We start from the raw sequence: 17,415 nt of genomic DNA on the forward strand, positions 1-17,415 counted from the left end.
ATCCGCCGCTACATCATCTGGCGAAACCGCCACGCCGATGACCGGCGCCTATGCGCCCTCGTGGACAGGGCAAACGTTGCCTGATGCGGCACTAGTTGAGGAGGCCGCGGCGACGCGGCTGGTTCAGCGGCTCGGGCTCGTACACGGCCAGCAGGGCGGCCTCGGCTCGGTCGGGACTCTTCATGCCGCGGGCCTTCATGGTCTTCTTCGACTCGATGATGCTGTACCCGGCGGTGTTCGACCCGAGCTTCGGGGTGGAGAGCTGGATACCGGCCTGCCGGTCGACACGGAGGCGCAGCCGGCCGGTGCCGGTCGACGGGTCCGGCTGGAGGAGCGCCCTGGTGGCGAGCCACATCTCATCCCTTTTGCGGTACGGGCGCATGACGGCGCCCGGGTCGTCCTGGCTGGGGGACTCGGACACCATGACGCCCACGATCTGCGCCTGGTGGGTGCCGTTCTCCGCCCAGACCTCCAGCATGCTGGTGGCGCCGTGGCCGATACCGTTTTTATCGATCTTCACGCGGACGGGGTGCGGGGAGTTCAGGGCAGCCGCGAGGCGCTGCGCTGCGCGGATCTCCTCGAGGATCTTCTCCGCGACCTTCACCTGGTTGTCGTTGGCGGTGCCGGAGCTGGCGTGCCGCATCTCGATCGCGTCTCCGACCGCCCTGTAGATCGTGAATTCGTCGCCTCCGTCGGCGGCGACGTCGACGCCGAGCCTGATCCAGGCGCCTTGCTTCACGGTGTGCTTGGCGGTCTCCCCTTCCAGGCCGAGGTCACAGAGTCGGTGCCAGCCGGGGCCAGTCGGGTCGTCGTTGTTCTGGGCGTCCTCGACCCAGGTCACGGGTATCGCGAGGCCGCCTCCGCCCTTGGGGAACTTGGCGTGGACCTTGGCGATGACGTATGGGTGATCTTCGCCGTACTCCCTGATGGTGCGGTCCACCCAGTCCTGGTCTGGGAGGTGGATGGCGAGGGAGTGCGGGGGGACGCCGTCGGGGCAGTCGTTGCAGTACGGGACGCGTTCCTTGGTGATGGCCGGGGAGTCGAAGGTCGCGATGGGGATGGTGACCGTGGACGGTTCCTCGGGGTCCTCGCCCTCCTCGCACAGCGTCTCGAACCAGGACCGCGGATCATCCATCGCGGGGTTGCCGATCGCCAACATCCTCGCGTCACCGGTGAGGAGGTTGTTGGTGCCATTGCCGATCGTGCGGGCGATACCGCCGGCCTCATCGACAACAATGAGCAGCTTGGGCGTGCCGTGGATGCCCTGCATCGCGGCTTCGTCGTTCTCGGGCGCGGTGAAGCCGTACGCAACGATGACGTCATTGCCCCACTGGTCAGGGATTTTCCACTGGGTGGTGTCGCAGTAGCCGGGCAGGCCCGCGCGGGCGACGGTCTTCCTGATGTGCGGCCAGAGCTGGTTGCGGACCTGCCGGAATCGCGTCGCCGTGGTGACGATGACCATGGTCCCGGGGGCGTTGACGGCTCCGGCCCACGCGACCAGGCGCCCGGCGATCCACGTCTTGCCGACGCCGAAGCCGGCCGGGACAGCGATGCGCTTCTTGAAGGGGACGGCGTCGACGATCTCGCGCTGACGGCTCCAGATGCTCTCCCCCAGTACGTCCTCGATGAAGCCGCTGGGGGTGTCGTACCAGAGCCCGTACATCGAGCCGGTGGCCCGCTCGACTTCTCGCATGACATGCGGTCGTTCGCGGGCGGTGATGTCGTGCTTGAAGGCGTGGCGGCGGGCGTCCGCGGGGGCGCGGAGCAGGATGTCGGCGATGTTGGTGGCGTCGCGGGATACGACGCCGGGCTGACGCCCGTTCCGCAGGTCCCGGGCCGGTGGGACGACGCGGGAGCGTGCAGGGGGCGAGAGCTGCGTGCGGGACATGGCGGGGAAGGTGCCGCCCGCAGGGATCTAGTGTCGCGGCCTGGCCGGGGCCCATGCCCAGACCGCCGACCAGGCCGCGCGGTTCCGGCACGATCTCGAGAACGAAGCCACCCCGCCAGGGGGACTTGTGCCGGATGTCTGTTGCCGGGGCGAGGGCACTGCACCGGGGAGGTGGAGCAGGGTCTTCGCCCCGGCCGAGGGGGCGCGGCCGGAGTGCTTTCCCCGAGGGGGTGTCGGGGTCAGAGGGCCAGCCGCACTCTGTAGTACGTCGCGCGCCGAATTCCGTTACGTCTTGTCAGCGGTCGGGGGCTTCCTGCGCCAGAACTCGGCGCGGATGTCGTCGGAGGGGGAGGTCATCACCAGCAAGCGCTCGACGCTGATCGGGAGGGTGTCGAAGGTGACCGGTACGCCCGGCGCTGTGCCGTCGAGCTTCCCGCCCAGTTCCCCAATGAGGGTCAGGACCGCGGCGACGGCCGCGCACTCCAGGCAACAATCCTCCCGAGCTTCCTCGTCGACGGTTGCGGCTGGCTCCGGCTCCTCGACGGACTCGTCGGTGGCCGCGGCGGCGCGGGTCGCATCGAGGCTGGCGATCAGGTCCTGCTCCTCCTCGGCGCTCCGTATCGCCTGGCGGAAGATCTCCATCTCCGACTCGACCACGGCGCGCTCCATCGGGGAGAGCTGGAACCACGGGGTGGACTCCTGGCCGGCGCTCCGGAGGAACACCCGGCGGGTCTCATAGAAGTGCCGGGTCAGGTTCGGCGGAAGCATCGTGCGCGTGGGCATGGATCGCATCGTCATGTCTGAGGGAACGCCAACAGCCGAAATCTGTGACACCCCTCCCCCTGCTGCCCTGTCGCAGCGGTGTCCGGTGGTTGGTTCGAGGGCCTTCGGAGGTCGATGCGCGCCGATGCCTGAGCGAAGCGAAGGCATCGGAACTCTTACTTCATTGTGGTGCTTGATCTTGTTACTAAAGGCGCCTGATCCACCGGCACCCGGTCTCCCGGCGGCCCCTACACCGGAAGCCGGATTTTCAGGCCCCGGTGACCGGCGCCTGATTTTCAGGCTCCGGTCTGACCTGCGGTGCAAAGGGAAGACCGGCCCCGAAGGTGCTCGGGACCGGCCGCTGGAACGAAGGAGGGCAGTCAGCTTTCGCGTGCCAGGCGGGCCGTCCGCTGCTGCTGCCAGATCAGCTTTTTGGCCACGCCGGCGTGCTTGGCGATCTTCTCGCCGTCCCAGCCGTAGGGCTCCTCGGACAGGGCGAGGGCTGCCTCCCGCATGAAGACCACCGCGGCACCGCGGCGGGCGCGCGCCGCGGCCACGACCCGGGCCAGTCGCGGCAGCTCCTCGGACGCGTTCTCAGCGCGCGGCACACCAGCCTCCTCGGCGAGCTTGGCAAGCTCCGGGGTCGGCATGTGGGCGGGAACCGGCTCCAACTCGACGTGCCCGCTCTCGGTGCGCTTCCAGTTCCTGCCGTACAGCGCCTTGCTCAGGATCTCCCGGTACGCGGTGGGGGCGACGCCGATCGTCGTGGCGAGGCCCTTCACGCGCTCGTAGAACCACAGGGCGGCCACGGCCTTGTCGCGGTCTTCGAGATGCAGGGCGATCTCGGCGTCCGCCTGGCGGATGATGTCGGCCGCACGCTCAATCCGGTCGTCAGGGCGGGCGATCCGGCCCAGCTCCGCGTTCACGGCCCCTTCCTCGCGCTCACGCAGGGCCTTGAAGTCGGTCCGTTCGATCTTCTTCTTCGAGTAGGTGATTCCGGCGGTGGGCATGGCTGGCGATTCCCATCTCAAGCTGTGGCGCTTCTGCACCTCGCGCCGACTGGGGTACCCCCACGCCTGCGCACAGCCCGAAAGAGTACAGCAACGAGACTCCCGTGTCAGAGTGGGGCGCGACGCACCGGCACTGACCTGCACCGGAGCGCCGCGAACGCCACGCCGCCCACGATTAGGACGCGCCCTTGCCCGTCTCGTGCCAGCGTCTGGCCGGGGGCTGGGTCGCGGGGGGTGTCCGTGACCGCGATCCGCCCTACGCCGAGGTTCGGGCCGTTCGGTATGCGCACAGCCCACAGCAGCACCAGGCCAAGGCGCAGCCCGCGCGGCCGCCGCACGCGGGTCTGCATCGTGATCCGAGGGCTCACCGGGCGCTGTCCTTCCGTCGGGCCTCACGTTCGGCGTTCCGCTGCTTGTAGTCGGCCCACTCGTCGCGCGGGAGCAGGGCGTACACCATCAGCGAGCGGCGCCCGATGATGACCTGCAGGCCGCTCCGCCTGGCGTCGGCCTCCGGCCCGTACCGGGTGAAGCCGACCGCGAAGGACGGCGGGGAGTTCTTTCGGCTGACGAAGAACACGCCTGAGGTGAACCGGCCGACATCGACGAAGTGCGGCCGCCGGACGGACAGCCACAGCTCACCGACGAGGAACACGATGGCCGTGACCAGGGACACCGCCCACCACAGCAGAAGGGCGAGCAGCACGGACACGGTCCACTCGCCGACGCGGAACGCGCGGGAGCGAGTCAGGGTCGGCCGGTAGTGGATCGTGCCGGGCAGCCACCGGTACTCGAAGAAGTCGGCGCCGTCCGCCCAGGAGTGGTGCATGGTCGAGCGCTCGCAGTACGACGCACCGTGCGGCTCGTCGTGCCCGGCGCGCCGCTGGCAGCGCAGACCGACCGAGGAGTGGGCCCACGTGGGGCACTGCCGTCGCCAGAACCGGTCGAGGCGCCTCATCGGGCAGCCGCCACGGTCGTGGCGCGAACACCGTCGGGGGTGAGCCGGTACTCGCGGCCGTCGGGGTAGCGCACCAGGACCTCGTCGGGCAGCTCCGGCCGGCGGACCTTCCAACCGGCCTCGTACGACTCCCGCGGATGGTCCTCGAACCAGGAGTTGCACACGGTGCAGACCAGCAGCAGGTTGTGGGCCTGGTTGATGTACTCCTCGCGGGCGCCGCCCATCCCGCGGTTCACGCGGTGGTGGATGGTCAGGGCCTGCCGCGTCCCGCAGCGCACGCAGGCGCCGCCGTCCCGGTCGTAGACGATCGCCTTCACCACGTCGGTGGGGCCGGTCCGTCGTCGTGCCACAGCAGTGGTCTCCTCGCCTGCCCCGGGCGCCGGACGGCGGGGAGCGCAGTCCAGGTGATCGCGCCCGGGGCGAGGCGAGGAGATTGGATGGCGGCCGCGGCTTGTGTCGCGGGCTGGCCCTGACCGCTCCGTCCGCTTGGTCTGGGCGGAGATCAGGGTGAACGACTGTCAGTCCTCTAGGCGGACCGGCATCAGGAGCGAGAAGGCGCCCTCGTCGTCGGGTCGGCGGATCACGATCGGCACTGTGGGCGTGCCGAGCTCCAGAATCAGTCGGTCTCGTGCCCCGGCGGCCAGCGCGTCCAGCAGGAATGCACGGTTGACGGCGACGCGGTTCGGGTCTTCGTCGCCGTCGGTGCAGAGGGCCACCGTGCCGCCGTCCTCCACCCTGAGCACGCTGAGGTCGGGCGCTCCGGCCTCTTCGGAACGGACAGGGCCGGTCTCCAGGGCCTTCCGGAAGGCCGCCACCTCGACGACGGTGCGGCGCCCTGCGGCCTGGGGGAGGAGACGACGGTAATCGGGGAAGTCGTGGTCGAGGCAGCGGCCGGCCGCTTGCCTGTCCCCGGCCTCCAGTGTCACGCGGTCACCGTCGACGGAGAGCCGCACAGGTCCCTCGCTGTCCAACAGCGCCCGCATCGAGTCGGCGAGCGGGGTGGGCACGATGACCTGCACCCGGCTCCCCTCGTGCCCAGCGATACCGGCGTGCGCGACGGCCATTCGGTATCGGTCGGTGGCCACGAGGTGGAGGCTCCCGCCCTCGATGTCGAACAGGACCCCGCCGAGCATCGGCAGCTCCGGGTCGGTGCTCGCCGCAAAACGGACTGCGTCCAGCGCGGCTGCCAGCTCGGGTGCGCTGATGGACAGCCGTACGGTGGCGATGCGGAGCGAGGTCATGACATTCTCCCTGTGATCGAGTAGAGCTCGGAGCGCGGAGAACTCGCTACGGGCATCGGACAGCCCGTGTTCGAGACGGCACAGGTGCGCCTTGAGAAGCTTGCGGACCAGATCGGTGTCCGTGCCGGACCAGCCGGCCAGCACCAGCCGGATATCCGCCAGCGGCATCCCGGCCCGGCGCAAGCGGGCCAGCACCCGGGCGTCTTCGAGCTGCTCGGGTTCGTACCAGCGGTAACCGCTCACTGGATCCACCCAGGCCGGGACCAGCACGCCGGCACGGTCGTAGAACCGCAGGGCGCTCACGCCCAGACCGCTGTCGCGGGCCATATCGCCAATGCTGCGCATGTCGTTCTCCACACCCAGCACTCTGGTCCCTAAACAAGGTCGAGGGTCAACCGGGCTCCTGAGCGGATCTCGCGACAGCTGCAGGCGGGCGCCTGCGGGCCGACGGCACTCCGAGCGCTTCGCGGCGCAGCCGCAGATGGCACAGCGTCGCGTACTCGGCCTTGGCCTCCACGCCCATGGAGTCGAAGCCCTCCAGGCGGGCGGCCTCCAACGTGGTGCCAGTACCGGCGAACGGGTCCAGGACGAGCCCGCCGGGCGGCGTGAGCAGCCGGACCAGCCACCGCATCAGCGCGACGGGCTTCACCGTGGGGTGCACGGTGCCGTCCGGCAGGCGCGGCCGCTCGCTCGTAGGGGCCTTGGCCTGGTAGCGGAACACCGGGTAGAAGCGGGAGGCGCCGCCCGAGTCCGCGCCCCGTATCGGCCTGCAGGCGGTCTGGCCCTTGAAGTCGCCGTACACGTCGCGGAACTTGTCCGACCCGCGGCGCCGCGGGTTCGCGCCGGAGGTGAGCTCCCCCGACTGGCCGTCGAGCTCGGCGACCGGGCACCCCTCGGTGCAACCGTCCGCGCAGCCGTCGACGATCCAGCCGTCCGCGTCGACGGCCCACGCGTGCGACAGCAGCACGTTGGTCGGCCAACGCCCCTCCGGGTCACCGGGCGGGGTCCTGCACGCCGCGGTGTTCATCGCGCCGGTGCCGTACGCCAGGACGTTGGAGGCGACCGTGCCATCGAGCGGCTTGCGGGCCAGCACGATCGGCTCATGGCCGGGCTTGAGGGCGGTGTTCCAGCCGTCCCAGCGCGCGGCCTCCGGGGTCGCCGGGGCCGTGACGTCGAAGGTGTCGGACTGGAGCTGCGGGAACACCCCCGACCCGGCGCGCGCCCGGTGGCCCTTGCCGATGACCTCCCGGTCCTCCCACGCCTCCCCCGGGGTGTTCTTCCGCCCGTTCAGCTCGTGCACCAGGTCCTCGAGCACGGCCGGGGCCTCGAAGCCCATCTCCGCCTTCAACCGCCGCCACTGCGCGACGGTCGGCACCGCGGCGGACTGGCGCTGCGCCGTCCAGTGCTGCGCCATGCCGTTGAAGCCGAACAGGGCGTCGATCTGCGGGTTCGTCCACCCGCACCGGTCGCGGAGCGCGGCGAACTCGGCGGTGAAGCGGCGCCGGGCGGGGTGATCGTCGCGGCGCCGGTCGATCAGCTTGCCGACGTCCTGACCTTTCGGGAATCCGGTGCCGTACAGCCAGTGCAGGGAATCGCGGATCTCGAAACCGGCGTCCTCCACGGCCACGGCCATGCGGTGGTAGGTGCGGGTCGCGCCGAACGCGGCCAGGTGCCCGCCCGGCTTGAGGACGCGCAGGCACTCCGCCCACAGCTCCACGCTGTAGGCGATGCCGGAGGCGTCCCACGCCTTCCCGAGGAACCCCAGCTCGTACGGCGGATCGGTCACGACCGCGTCCACGGACGCATCGGGGAGGGTCCGAAGATGCGCGAGGGCGTCGGCGCAGTGCACGACCGGCTCAGGCCCGGTCAGCTCCTCCACGGGTATCAGGGCTTCCTGCCCTGCGGGGGCGAGGCTCGTTGCCGCCACGGGGTCTCCGTCCCGTCCCGCGCGTCGGGCCGGCCCGGGGGTGGCGGCCGCGAGGAGACGGCGGGAGCGAGCCGGGACCATGAGCCGTCGGGGAGGCTTACGTCGCGTCCAGCCGTGTGTGGAGCTGCGCCCAGGTGGTGATGCCGAGGACGTCCTCGGCGAATCCGGCGACGGTGTCGGCCCACAGGGCGAAGGGGGTGCCGTGTCGCAGGTACGACAGGACCAGGAGGTCGACCACGACGTCGTCGGCCAGGATCGCGAGGGTGGCGCGCCGGTCGGCGGCCGCGGCCGCGGTCAGGTGCTCGAGCCGGTCGAGGCGGGCGAGCCAGTCAGGGACGGCCGAAGTGCGGGTGCACAGGCCGCTGTCGACGATGTTCCGGGCGCGGCCGGCGAGAGCGGCGATCCGGGTGCGAGGCGCTGCGGCGGTCGGGAGCATGGCCGCGGACCGTAGGGACGGCCGCGGCTTGCGTCGTGGGCTACCGTGCTCGCCGAGGTGAGGTGACGTGAATCCGCAGCTCTGGCCGCGTCACCTCACCTCACAGACCGGCGAGGGAGCGGCGTACGACGACGCCGAAGTAGGCCCTGCGCTCGTGTAGCTGCTGCCACCCGACATGTGGAGTTGGCGCCGGGGCGGTGCCGACAACCGACCCAGGTTCGCCGGTCAGTCGGCTACTGCTTCTCGGATTCTCCGCCCGATCTCGTCGCCGAACGTCCAGGGAGATCCTGCGCTCCGGTAGGGGCACGAATACCTGTAGTGGCCCGTCTCCTCGTTGAAGATGAAGTCTGCGACCCAAGTCCCTTTCCTGGAACGGGTTCGGTACGTTGCTTCAACCGTGAAGCCCCTCACGGAGAATTTCTCGACTGCTTGTCCGTACACGCTTGCTGCGACGGCTTGCACGATGGCGTCGAGCTCCTGCTCCGACAGTTTCCCCATGTCGCCCCCTCATGACGATTGCGCTGCGGGCAGAGTAGCGATGATCTGCCCAGGAGTAGCGCGCATACCCGCGCCGCCCAGGTCAGGTGACGCGGAACGGGCCTGGGAACCGCGTCACCTCACCTCACGGGGTCAGGCCCGCTGGGCGGCGAGCGCCCGCTCGAGGGCGTCGAGCATCGTCACGATGTCGTCGACCTTCACGTAGGAGATCCCGAACGTGACGGTGCCGTCCGCGTTCACGTCGAACTCGTACTCCGCGTAGGTCTGTTCGTCCGCGTAGTGGTACTGGCCGGGCTCCGCCTCGGCGAAGCCGCCGGGCCCCTCGTCGAACCAGTCGGCGCCCCAGCACTCCGTCATGGCTGTGCCCACCGCGGCCTTCGGGACGTTCTCGAACTCGATCGTGGCACGCCCGTGGTCGTCCAAGCAGACCTTCCCCCTGCCCTCGCCGGGCGTTACCCAACGCAGGGTGGGCCCGAAGCACTGGCACCGGTCGGCGGGGTTGAGTGCGGGGAACGCCGCGGTGAAAGCTTCCTGAGCCGTCTCCTGGTGGAGTTCCCACGCGCCGTACCAGCTATCGAGTGCCTGGGTGACGTGTGGTTGCACGCTGCCTCCCATCTGCCCAGGTCGCGGGGCCGTCGGATGGCGGCCGCGGAGCACGACGCGGGCAAGGAGGTGCACCCTGCCGCCCGCGGAACCCTTGCGTCCGCTCGCGGAATTGTCGGGTGGCCACGCCGGGGCACAGCGGTGAGTGGATCGTCGCGGAGCGGACGGAGTACCTCACCAGGCGCACCACGCGGGCCGGCCGCAGGCTCAGGTATGTGGACTGGCCTCTCTCTGTCGCTCTCGCCGAAGCCGTGCAGACCCTCCCGGTCGGCAAGGATCTTCACTACGAGCCCAAACTCGACGGCCACCGACTCGTGCTGTGGCGCACCGAGGAGACTGTGCGCCTCCAGAGCCGGTCAGGCAGGGACGTCACCGCAGTCTGGATGGATCTAGCACTCGCGGGCATGCAACTCCCCGCCGGAGTCGTCCTCGACGGCGAGGCCGTCGTCTACGTGAGCGGCAGGATCAACTTCAGCGCGGCACAGTCGAGGGCGAACTCGACCCCGTCACGGGCCCGGTTGCTCGCCGATCGGCACCCAGCTCACTACGCCGTTTTCGATGTCCTACGACACCCCGAGCACGGGGACACCCGAGGCTGGTCGTACGTGCGCAGGAGGGCACTCCTCGAGCATCTGCTGGAGGAGTACGGCATGGGCCCGCCGATCCAGGCGGTACCGATGACGACGGACGTCGCCCTGGCCCGGGTCTGGTACGAGGCGCTGCAGGCTCAGGGCGTGGAAGGCCTGATGATCAAGGTCGGATCGTCCACCTACAAGGGCGGCTCTCGCCAGTGGCGTAAGTTCCGGCACGCGGAGACGGTGGACGCGGTGATTGTCGGCTACACCGGGCCAGCCGCGCGGCCGCGGCACCTAGCCGTCCGACTCCCGGATGGGGGTATCGCGCTGTCGCAGTCCCTGAAGGCTCCGCTGGCCGCGCAGGTGGCGCCGCTCCTCACAGCCGCGGGACCAGGGCGACGGGCGCGGACCGGCAGGGGCGAGCCGTACGTCGCGGTCGCGGTGGACGCGGTGGTGGAGGTCTTGTCAGGTACGACCAGGCACGCGGTCGTGACTGTGACCCGAGCGAAGTAGCCGCGGGCGCGGGAGCATGTCATCGTGTGGCCCGTCAGCCGCCCAACTCGGCCATGATGCTGTCGAGGAAGGCCTCGTCGTCGACGCCCTTCAGCAGGACTTCGGCGAGCGGCTGCCAGGTGATCTGGGCGCCGTCGTGCCGCTGGGCGACCAGGTACAGGCGGTCCACGTACACGTCCACCGGATCGGCGCCCTCGATGGCGGCGAGCTGGGAGTCGAGCTGGGAGTCGAGCTGGTCCGGGTCGATGCCGTCAGCGCCCTCGCCGCCGTACGCGAGGGAGATGTGCGGGGACTTGCTGGGGGACAGCTGATGTGCGTCGCCCCACATGGCGCGGTGGGCCGCCATGACGTGCTCGACGAGGGTGCGATGCGGGCGATTCGGCGAGCCGGGCGCCTCGATCGCGGACCGGGCGATGACCGGTCGGCCGAAGGTGATCGTGAACGGTTCTACGTTGGCGACTCGTCGCGCGACGTCGTCGACAAGAAGCTCGATTCCGGCGCTGACGGCCGGGTCGTTGTCGATGTCGGCACCGATGGCGTGCAGAACGGTGCAGTGCATCCACTCGGGTATGACCCGATGGAGCCCGCGGGTCAGGGTCAGGGCGACATACGGCCTACCGAGCGTCACGGCCTCGGTGGCCGGGGCAGGCAGCACGTGCCAGTGAAGATCACGGCGTCCCACTGGCCACGCCTGCTCGACCCGCTCAAAGAAATTCTCCACAATTCCCCCGGCCCCTCGGGACGTTGACCCGTCGACTGTAGATCAGGAGTCGTCGCAGTTAGGGGCGGAGTGAGGATCCGAGCAGCGGGCGGCCTAGGCTCCGGCGGTGTGACGAGCACTTTCAACGAGGCCTAACGGCCGCGCCCCGGGCAGCGGAATGCCATCCGGGGCGCGGCGTGTGCGGGATGGAGCTAGGACTCGGTACCGGCCGAAGCACCGCCCGAGGTGCCGGGGCACTCGGGATCGAAGATGTTGCAGGCCGTGCCGGTCGGGCTCGGCATCGGCCCAGACGTCGTCGGTGCGCTCGTGGGCGGGGTACTGCTGCCGGGCGGCGGGTCGGCGGGCGCGGTCGATGCCGGCGTCGACGGCGAGCTGGACGGCGTCGGGGTCGTGCCGCCGGAGGAGTCGTCACCGACCTTGGACACGGCGAGCAGGAGGCCAGCCAGGAGCATCAAGAACGCGGCGATCGTCGCCAGGGTGCGTCTCGTGGACGGGGAGAGTCGCATCGGAGTCCTTCCGTACGGGAGTTGGGCGTGGAAGATCTCCGACGCGCGCGGCTTGTGTCGCGTCCTACTCGATGACCGTCACTTCCGTAGCGATACGCGGGGCGGCGCTACCGGAGCCTTCGGCACGACGGGGGCCTTCGGCGCGACCGGGACCTTGGCGGCGGGCGCCTTCTGCCGCGGCTGCTGGGCGGGCCGCCGGGTGGTGCTCCCGGGGTGGCTGCTCCCCGCGGCCGCGCCGCCGGATCCGACATACGGCAGGCACGCCACGGGGTCGACGGTGCCGACGACTTGCCCCGGGCAGCGGCGGGACGTGCTGTCGGGGTCGGTGTCGGCGACCAGGAGAGCGACCAGCACGACCAGGGCGAACACGAGGGCACCGACGGCGAGGGCAATGATCAGGCGGGATCGGCGGTCGTCGGTGTGCGGGAACTGAGTCTTCACGGCGGGCCTTCCACACGGTGGGATGAGGCCACGGATCGTGGAGGCCGCGAGGCCCTTGCGTCGCGCGCTGCGGAATCGGCCCGCCCGAACCGGCCTCGGCCGGCCAGGGTGTGATCACGCACGGCGCTGCGCATCAACTGGAGCAAGGCGGGGCGGGCCAAGAGGCCGTCACGATCAACCGCCTCCGGTGCCACGAGGGGTTCGATTCCCCTGCAGAGGCCGTGCGTTTTCATGCCCTCACCGCCCCTGGCCTGCTGTTCCTGCTCGAGGGCGCCGCGCATACAGTCGAGGCATGAACACGATTCCGGAGCCGGAGCAGGCCCGCCCGTGGCGTCCGGAGGATGGGCCGAGACCCGAGGTGTGGACGTGGCCAAACGGCGATCGCCCGTCGCTGAAGGTGTGGTCAGGCGGGGCTTGGAGGTACGCGCGGGTCATGGCGCGGCAGAACTGGGCGGACGGCAGCGTGCGCTACCAGGTCGAGGTGGACCTGCGCGGCGACACGATGGTCACGATCCGCACGTACCAGTGGCCACAGCCCGGGTTGCGGAAGGGACGCGGGAGCGGCTCAGCACCGTCCAGGGCGGCCGACGAGCGGCGCCAGGGGGAGATGCCGCGTCGGGTGTAGTCGGGGCCGTCAGCGCGCCAGTTTGAGGCGGGCGGTCTCTGCGGCATGGGACGCGGCCTCGATCAGCCCGAGTTCGCCGGCGAGTGTGGACACGAAGGCATCGACCGCCTCGATGGCGTGGCCCTCCAGGGTGGCAGGTTCAGCGAAGTACGACGCGAACTCTTCGGCGCCGCCAGCCGCTACGGCGGACCGTTGGGCCTCGTAGTCAGCCCACATCGGCCGATAGGCGGCACGCACCCGGTCGAGTTCGGGTTCGTTGATCTCCTCGTGCCGAAGACGGCGGATCGTCTGCTGTTTGGCCTTCCACATTGCGATGTGGTGCTGGACGGTGATGGGCCCGTACGGGCCCGGAAGGGCCCGTTCGATCCTCGGCACGCCGGGCTGGGCTGGCCAGGGCGAGGACAACTCTGTGAGGACGGACGTCAGTCTGTCCACGTCGATCTGCCCGGTCCGCTCGCCTTCCTCGATGACAAGCTGAGCAGCGCGCCGTTGCTTGAAGCTGGCTGCAGGGTGGGCGAGTTGCTCGACGATGGCGCGCACATTCTCGCTTCGCCGGACGGCGGTCGTCTGGCCGGTGGCGCGCGCGTGAGTACGCCAGGCCCGGCGCGCCTGCGGGGTGAGCACCACCGTGTCGTCGATCAGCCACAGGTACAGCACGACGCGGACTAGCGACCGCTGCGGAATACGCCCCAGCGGGGAGCGCTCTCGAGCTTTCAGAAGCCTGGTGAACAACTCGCGTTGCTCGGGGGGAAAGCCCCGCGGATCGCTGCCGTGCGAGCTGGTCTTGCGCGGTTCAGGGTTGGCGAGCAGTCCGTCCTCGACCCAGGCGGTCACCATCCTGGGACTGGCCTTCACTCCCAGAGCGAGCGCGTCAGCGACCAGATCGGCCGAAGTTCCCTCGACCCACGTGGTGGCCCGATTCCCGTTCATGGCGCCGAACTTACATCGAGATTCGAGCCCCGGGAGCTGCATTCAGCAGACGTAAGCCATAAGGCTTGGAGCAGCAGAAACTGCGCCCCGCACCGTATCCCTGCCAGGAACACGCGGTGCGGGGGCAGCCGACTCATCCCCTGAACGGAGACTGTCATGTCCCACCGTACGCACCGCCCTGTCCCGAAGCGGCAACGCGCCAAGCGTCGTGTTGCCCAGGGCCTCGGGCGCGCAACGTTCTACGCCGCTTCCGCCACGCTGGCCGGAGGGCTGGTCCGCGGCCTGCTCCAGCTGCTCCACCTGTCCGGGCCTTCATGCTGACCTGAGCACTTGGGGGAGATGCCGCGCCCAGCAGCCCGCCGGGCGCGGCAGTGCCCCCGAGTCGCCCTCCACAGCGGAGGACGACTCGGGGGCGGGCGTGCTCAGTGGCTCGAGGCGTAGTTCGAGCCAACGACAACGCCCGGCCCCCGCCGGGGAGGGCGGGGGCCGGGCCTACCGGGGGCTAGGTGATCAGCTCGTAGTCGTCCTGGGTGAGCATGTCGTCCATGTCGTAGAGCTGGGCTAGGTAGTCACGCACCAGGGCCTCGCCGAGACCGCCCATGACGCCGCTGAGGACGATGGCGGCCATGATCGGGGAGACGACGTCGGCGGCCTGTTGGAAGGCGCTCGTACGGCTGCCCTGCCACGGGTAGGAGCGGCGGAACCCGACGAGGAGACCGGCCTCCGCCTCGGTGAGTCGGTACCCGTCGCTCTCGCGCTTCCAGGTGCGGGACTTGCCGGTGAGGCACCAGGACGGGCCGTCGGCGGAGAAGCAATTCCCGCCCTTGGCGCGGCCGGTCTTCGGGTCGACAGGCCTTGTCCCGCGGGTGTTGACGCGCTCGCCGGGCTGCCAGCCGAGGGCCTGCGCCATGGTCGTCGCGGGGAGAGGACGGATGCGGCGTGTGACGGTGGGCGAGTAGGTGCGGGAGGCGATCATGTAGACGCGCTTGCGGCGGGAGGGCAGGCCGTAGTCGGCGGCCTCCATGATCTCGCGGCTGGTGTAGAACCACTCGGCGGAGGAGAACTCGCACGACAGGTCGTCGAGGATCTCCTCGGGCAGGTTGCTGGACTGCTCCATGGCCATCCAGCGGATCGGCGCACCGGCGGCCTGCAGGGCGAGCGGCCAGATGACGACCTCGAGCATGAGGGCGATGCGCGGGTCGGTGACGTCGGCGGCCATCTCGCGGACCTCGTCCCAGGTGGCGCCGGAGCGAGGGGCGAAGCCGTCGCCGTGGCATCCCTTGCCGTCGGGGTCGTCCGGGTCGCAACCACATTCGTCGTCGTAGTCGTTGTGGTGCCACTCCATGGGGATGAACCCGGCGGCCTCGCCGACGTAGGCGATGGCGTCGCACAGGATCTGGATGTTGCCCTGCTCCAGGCCGGAGAGCTTGCCCGCGGGGGAGAAGGTCGGGCACGGGGGGCTGATGATGACGGCGACGGTGTGGCGCAGCGCGATGTGCTCGGCGTCCAGGGTGGTGATGTCGGCGCAGATGCGGCGGTGTCCGGCGGCGCGGGCGGTGGCGCAGGCGTCTTCGGAGATGTCCACGCCGACGGCGTCGACCTTGACGCCGAGGACGGCGGCGATGCCCTCGGACCAGCCGCCGGGGCCCGCGAACAGCTCGACGACGCGGATCGGGTCGCCGGGGAGCGGGGCGAGCAGCCACTCGGCGGGCCAGGGTGCGGCGGCCTCTTCGAGGATCGGGAGGACCTTGGCGGGGATGGGCAGACCGGCCTTGCGGGCGAGCGTGGCGACGTGGATTGCGGTCTTGACCTTGGCGGGCAGGTCCCTCATCTGCGGTGTCCTTCGTTCGGGCTTCGTTGGTGGCTGCTCTCCACCAACGCCCAACACAATACAGCAATGAGACTCACGCGCCACGGGAACAGGGAAAAACCCTGATGAACTCGCACGGCTGCACTCCGATGAGGGAGCGGTGCGCCCGGCGTGGTCGGGGCCAGGCGCACCGCCCGGGATCACTCGACGCCGAGGCCGGCCTCGGCGGTCAGCCGCTCCCACTCCGTCTCAGCGCGCCACCGGATCGCCTTCTCCGCGCAGCACTCCGACCGCCGGCACACGCACCGGTAGCAGTCCTGGCAGTCCTGCCGACGATCACACGCGCACCGGCAGTCATGCGGGCGGCAACTCTCCTTGTGGTCCACCGGGTTCAGCACCGCGGCGAGCAGCGGCAGAGCGGCGTCCAGCATCGCGAACGCGCGGCGGCCGACCTCCTCCTCGTCCAGGAGCGTCCGGTTCTCCTCGTGCATCCGGTACAGGGCGCGCCCGATCACCGTCGGGTCGTGCCGCGGGCACCCCTCCCCGCCGGGCTTCACCTCCGTCCGGCACGTCCGGCAGAACACGCCGAGGAACGGGTGCGGAGCCACCCCCGCGTACCGGGCCCACTGGTCCAGGAGGACGCCGTTCGCCTCCTGCATGGAGTCGAACAGGGGGCGGATGCGGTCCATCTCCCCGAGCAGGTCGCGCACCTCCGGCAACGACTCGGCGGCGGCGCGGATCTCCTCCAGGCGCTCGGCGGACAGCGGGTCCTCGCCGGGGCGGTGGCCGGGCTTGGGCGCGGGCTGATCAGCAGGCAGGCGGCGCCACTCGTATCCGTCGGCGATCTCCGTCCACATGAGGCTGCTCGGCAGGCCGCCGTCGACGCCGGGAAGCTCCCCCTCCCGAGCGGCGCGTTCCATGACACGGTCGGCGGTCTCGTCTCCGCGGCCGGTGAGCGTGAACGTCTGGCCGGTCGCCAGGTTCGTTGCGATGACGGTGAACTGAGACAACGTGGTGTGTCCTTCCAGGGGTGGGGTGAGCCCCCGAGGCCGGCCTCGGGGGCGCCGGGGTGGTCAGTGGCAGAGCTGCGGGGCGAGGGAGATCAGGAAGTCCGCGCCGATGCCGTGCAGGTCGACGGACGCCGGGGTCGTGTCATGCGCGCGAGCCTGGGCGTCGGCCGCCGGGGTGGCGTAGCCGTACGGGCCGGAGCCGGGGCCGGTGCTGAACGCGAGTCCGCCCTGCTCGGTCTGCTCAACGTGCCCATGCCGGACGAGGACGGCGGCCAGGCGGCGCTGCAGACGTCCGCGGACGCGGGGGATCACGGGGCGGCCATCGGCGGCCGGGGGCAGGAAGTAGGTCACGGCCTTCTCCACGGCGCGCACCGGGCCCTGTATCTGGACGTCGGCCACGGGGTTCGCGCCGTGCAGGGTGACGGAGTACCGGGCGCCGGACGGCGCGCCCCACGCCAGGGTGGACGTGTTCGCCAGGAGGCCGATCCGGTTGTACGTCGCCGCGCCCTGCAGACGCATCGCGTGCCCGATCTCGTTCAGCAACTCCAGCCGTCCCATGACGCGCGGGCCGTCCTTCGCGGCGCGTCCGGCGGCCTCGTCGTCGAGGACGGGCAGCACTAGGCGCAGCGCCTCACGCGCGATGGCGGCCGGGCTCAGGCTCTCGAGCTGTAGGTCGGGGCGGGGCGGCTCGCGGTCGGGGAGCTGCCAGCCGATCTGCGTGTCCCAGGTGCGAGCGACCAGGACCAGGGCGCGGCCACCCTGAACGAGGCGGGCGGCGGGGTGCCGGGCGGTCCACCACGCGGCGTAGGGCTCGACGGTCCACGGAATGCCGGCCCGCTCCGGGAGGAGCGCGGCAATGCGTCCGGCGAGGGTCTGGGCGGGGCAGACAGGGCGGGCGGGGGCGGTGATGGTCGGGGTCATGGCGAGGGCCTTTCGAGGGGGCCGCGCCCCCGTGAGCAGGCGG

The 17,415-nt window shown here is 70.5% G+C and carries 19 protein-coding genes; 2 read left to right on the plus strand and 17 right to left on the minus strand.

The window, feature by feature from the left end; all coding sequences use genetic code 11:
* Positions 1–91: 91 nt before the first annotated feature.
* The 10 genes from ACZ4RZ_RS36295 to ACZ4RZ_RS36340 all read right to left on the minus strand — a co-directional run bounded on the left by ACZ4RZ_RS36295 (position 92) and on the right by ACZ4RZ_RS36340 (position 9,320).
* Positions 92–1,888, minus strand: coding sequence for a hypothetical protein (locus tag ACZ4RZ_RS36295; protein ID WP_467751158.1), 1,797 nt, complete (start codon positions 1,886–1,888; stop codon positions 92–94).
* A gap of 285 nt (positions 1,889–2,173) precedes the next feature.
* Positions 2,174–2,671 (minus strand): hypothetical protein, encoded by a 498-nt coding sequence (locus ACZ4RZ_RS36300; RefSeq protein WP_467751159.1) that lies wholly within the window; start codon positions 2,669–2,671, stop codon positions 2,174–2,176.
* A 359-nt stretch (positions 2,672–3,030) separates the two neighbouring features.
* The gene (locus tag ACZ4RZ_RS36305; protein WP_467751160.1) at positions 3,031–3,660 is read right to left on the minus strand and encodes a hypothetical protein; all 630 of its coding nucleotides are present in this window, start codon (positions 3,658–3,660) and stop codon (positions 3,031–3,033) included.
* Between the two features lie 364 nt (positions 3,661–4,024).
* The gene (locus tag ACZ4RZ_RS36310) at positions 4,025–4,615 is read right to left on the minus strand and encodes a hypothetical protein (RefSeq protein ID WP_467751161.1); all 591 of its coding nucleotides are present in this window, start codon (positions 4,613–4,615) and stop codon (positions 4,025–4,027) included.
* Positions 4,612–4,965: an HNH endonuclease gene (locus tag ACZ4RZ_RS36315; RefSeq protein ID WP_467751162.1), complete on the minus strand. Its 354-nt coding sequence runs from the start codon at positions 4,963–4,965 to the stop codon at positions 4,612–4,614. Before ACZ4RZ_RS36315 ends, ACZ4RZ_RS36310 begins: the two co-directional genes overlap by 4 nt.
* Positions 4,966–5,133: 168 nt before the next feature.
* Positions 5,134–6,201, minus strand: a complete 1,068-nt coding sequence (locus ACZ4RZ_RS36320; RefSeq protein ID WP_467751163.1) for a DNA polymerase III subunit beta family protein — start codon at positions 6,199–6,201, stop codon at positions 5,134–5,136.
* Positions 6,202–6,247: 46 nt separating this feature from the next.
* Complete coding sequence (locus tag ACZ4RZ_RS36325) at positions 6,248–7,783, minus strand: DNA-methyltransferase (RefSeq protein WP_467751164.1); 1,536 nt, start codon at positions 7,781–7,783, stop codon at positions 6,248–6,250.
* A 97-nt stretch (positions 7,784–7,880) separates the two neighbouring features.
* On the minus strand, positions 7,881–8,219 hold the full coding sequence (locus tag ACZ4RZ_RS36330) for a hypothetical protein (RefSeq protein ID WP_467751165.1): 339 nt from the start codon (positions 8,217–8,219) through the stop codon (positions 7,881–7,883).
* 225 nt (positions 8,220–8,444) lie between these two features.
* Positions 8,445–8,717: a hypothetical protein gene (locus tag ACZ4RZ_RS36335; RefSeq protein WP_467751166.1), complete on the minus strand. Its 273-nt coding sequence runs from the start codon at positions 8,715–8,717 to the stop codon at positions 8,445–8,447.
* A gap of 132 nt (positions 8,718–8,849) precedes the next feature.
* Positions 8,850–9,320: a hypothetical protein gene (locus ACZ4RZ_RS36340; protein WP_467751167.1), complete on the minus strand. Its 471-nt coding sequence runs from the start codon at positions 9,318–9,320 to the stop codon at positions 8,850–8,852.
* A gap of 119 nt (positions 9,321–9,439) precedes the next feature.
* On the opposite strand from ACZ4RZ_RS36340, the gene ACZ4RZ_RS36345 reads away from it, so the two are divergent.
* Entirely contained in the window at positions 9,440–10,408 is a 969-nt protein-coding gene (locus ACZ4RZ_RS36345; protein WP_467751168.1) for an ATP-dependent DNA ligase, read from the plus strand.
* A 34-nt stretch (positions 10,409–10,442) separates the two neighbouring features.
* Here ACZ4RZ_RS36345 and ACZ4RZ_RS36350 read toward each other — a convergent pair whose 3' ends face one another.
* The 3 genes from ACZ4RZ_RS36350 to ACZ4RZ_RS36360 form a co-directional block, all read right to left on the minus strand.
* Positions 10,443–11,063 carry a 2'-5' RNA ligase family protein gene (locus tag ACZ4RZ_RS36350; RefSeq protein ID WP_467751170.1) on the minus strand — a complete coding sequence of 207 codons (621 nt, stop codon included), beginning with the start codon at positions 11,061–11,063 and terminating at the stop codon, positions 10,443–10,445.
* Between the two features lie 257 nt (positions 11,064–11,320).
* Positions 11,321–11,635 (minus strand): hypothetical protein, encoded by a 315-nt coding sequence (locus tag ACZ4RZ_RS36355; RefSeq protein ID WP_467751171.1) that lies wholly within the window; start codon positions 11,633–11,635, stop codon positions 11,321–11,323.
* 78 nt (positions 11,636–11,713) lie between these two features.
* On the minus strand, positions 11,714–12,076 hold the full coding sequence (locus tag ACZ4RZ_RS36360; RefSeq protein WP_467751173.1) for a hypothetical protein: 363 nt from the start codon (positions 12,074–12,076) through the stop codon (positions 11,714–11,716).
* 433 nt (positions 12,077–12,509) lie between these two features.
* Here ACZ4RZ_RS36360 and ACZ4RZ_RS36365 point away from each other — a divergent pair, with 433 nt between their 5' ends.
* A complete protein-coding gene (locus ACZ4RZ_RS36365) occupies positions 12,510–12,701 on the plus strand; it encodes a hypothetical protein (RefSeq protein WP_467751174.1) in 192 nt (63 codons plus the stop codon).
* 9 nt (positions 12,702–12,710) lie between these two features.
* Here ACZ4RZ_RS36365 and ACZ4RZ_RS36370 read toward each other — a convergent pair whose 3' ends face one another.
* The 4 genes from ACZ4RZ_RS36370 to ACZ4RZ_RS36385 form a co-directional block, all read right to left on the minus strand.
* Entirely contained in the window at positions 12,711–13,673 is a 963-nt protein-coding gene (locus ACZ4RZ_RS36370; RefSeq protein ID WP_467751175.1) for a hypothetical protein, read from the minus strand.
* 460 nt (positions 13,674–14,133) lie between these two features.
* Positions 14,134–15,462, minus strand: coding sequence for a DNA cytosine methyltransferase (locus ACZ4RZ_RS36375; RefSeq protein ID WP_467751177.1), 1,329 nt, complete (start codon positions 15,460–15,462; stop codon positions 14,134–14,136).
* A 179-nt stretch (positions 15,463–15,641) separates the two neighbouring features.
* On the minus strand, positions 15,642–16,451 hold the full coding sequence (locus ACZ4RZ_RS36380) for a hypothetical protein (RefSeq protein WP_467751179.1): 810 nt from the start codon (positions 16,449–16,451) through the stop codon (positions 15,642–15,644).
* 63 nt (positions 16,452–16,514) lie between these two features.
* Positions 16,515–17,372, minus strand: coding sequence for a hypothetical protein (locus ACZ4RZ_RS36385; RefSeq protein WP_467751181.1), 858 nt, complete (start codon positions 17,370–17,372; stop codon positions 16,515–16,517).
* Between the last annotated feature and the right edge of the window lie 43 nt (positions 17,373–17,415).

This window comes from Streptomyces sp. NPDC027189 (assembly GCF_055566975.1).

Coding starts and splice junctions, on each gene's coding strand:
- ACZ4RZ_RS36355 (WP_467751171.1), bottom strand. CDS start 11,635: ATGCGACTCTCCCCGTCCACGAGACGCACCCTGGCGACGATCGCCGCG.
- ACZ4RZ_RS36370 (WP_467751175.1), bottom strand. CDS start 13,673: ATGCAGCTCCCGGGGCTCGAATCTCGATGTAAGTTCGGCGCCATGAAC.
- ACZ4RZ_RS36320 (WP_467751163.1), bottom strand. CDS start 6,201: ATGCGCAGCATTGGCGATATGGCCCGCGACAGCGGTCTGGGCGTGAGC.
- ACZ4RZ_RS36310 (WP_467751161.1), bottom strand. CDS start 4,615: ATGAGGCGCCTCGACCGGTTCTGGCGACGGCAGTGCCCCACGTGGGCC.
- ACZ4RZ_RS36385 (WP_467751181.1), bottom strand. CDS start 17,372: ATGACCCCGACCATCACCGCCCCCGCCCGCCCTGTCTGCCCCGCCCAG.
- ACZ4RZ_RS36305 (WP_467751160.1), bottom strand. CDS start 3,660: ATGCCCACCGCCGGAATCACCTACTCGAAGAAGAAGATCGAACGGACC.
- ACZ4RZ_RS36365 (WP_467751174.1), top strand. CDS start 12,510: ATGGCGCGGCAGAACTGGGCGGACGGCAGCGTGCGCTACCAGGTCGAG.
- ACZ4RZ_RS36295 (WP_467751158.1), bottom strand. CDS start 1,888: ATGTCCCGCACGCAGCTCTCGCCCCCTGCACGCTCCCGCGTCGTCCCA.
- ACZ4RZ_RS36375 (WP_467751177.1), bottom strand. CDS start 15,462: ATGAGGGACCTGCCCGCCAAGGTCAAGACCGCAATCCACGTCGCCACG.
- ACZ4RZ_RS36335 (WP_467751166.1), bottom strand. CDS start 8,717: ATGGGGAAACTGTCGGAGCAGGAGCTCGACGCCATCGTGCAAGCCGTC.
- ACZ4RZ_RS36330 (WP_467751165.1), bottom strand. CDS start 8,219: ATGCTCCCGACCGCCGCAGCGCCTCGCACCCGGATCGCCGCTCTCGCC.
- ACZ4RZ_RS36300 (WP_467751159.1), bottom strand. CDS start 2,671: ATGCCCACGCGCACGATGCTTCCGCCGAACCTGACCCGGCACTTCTAT.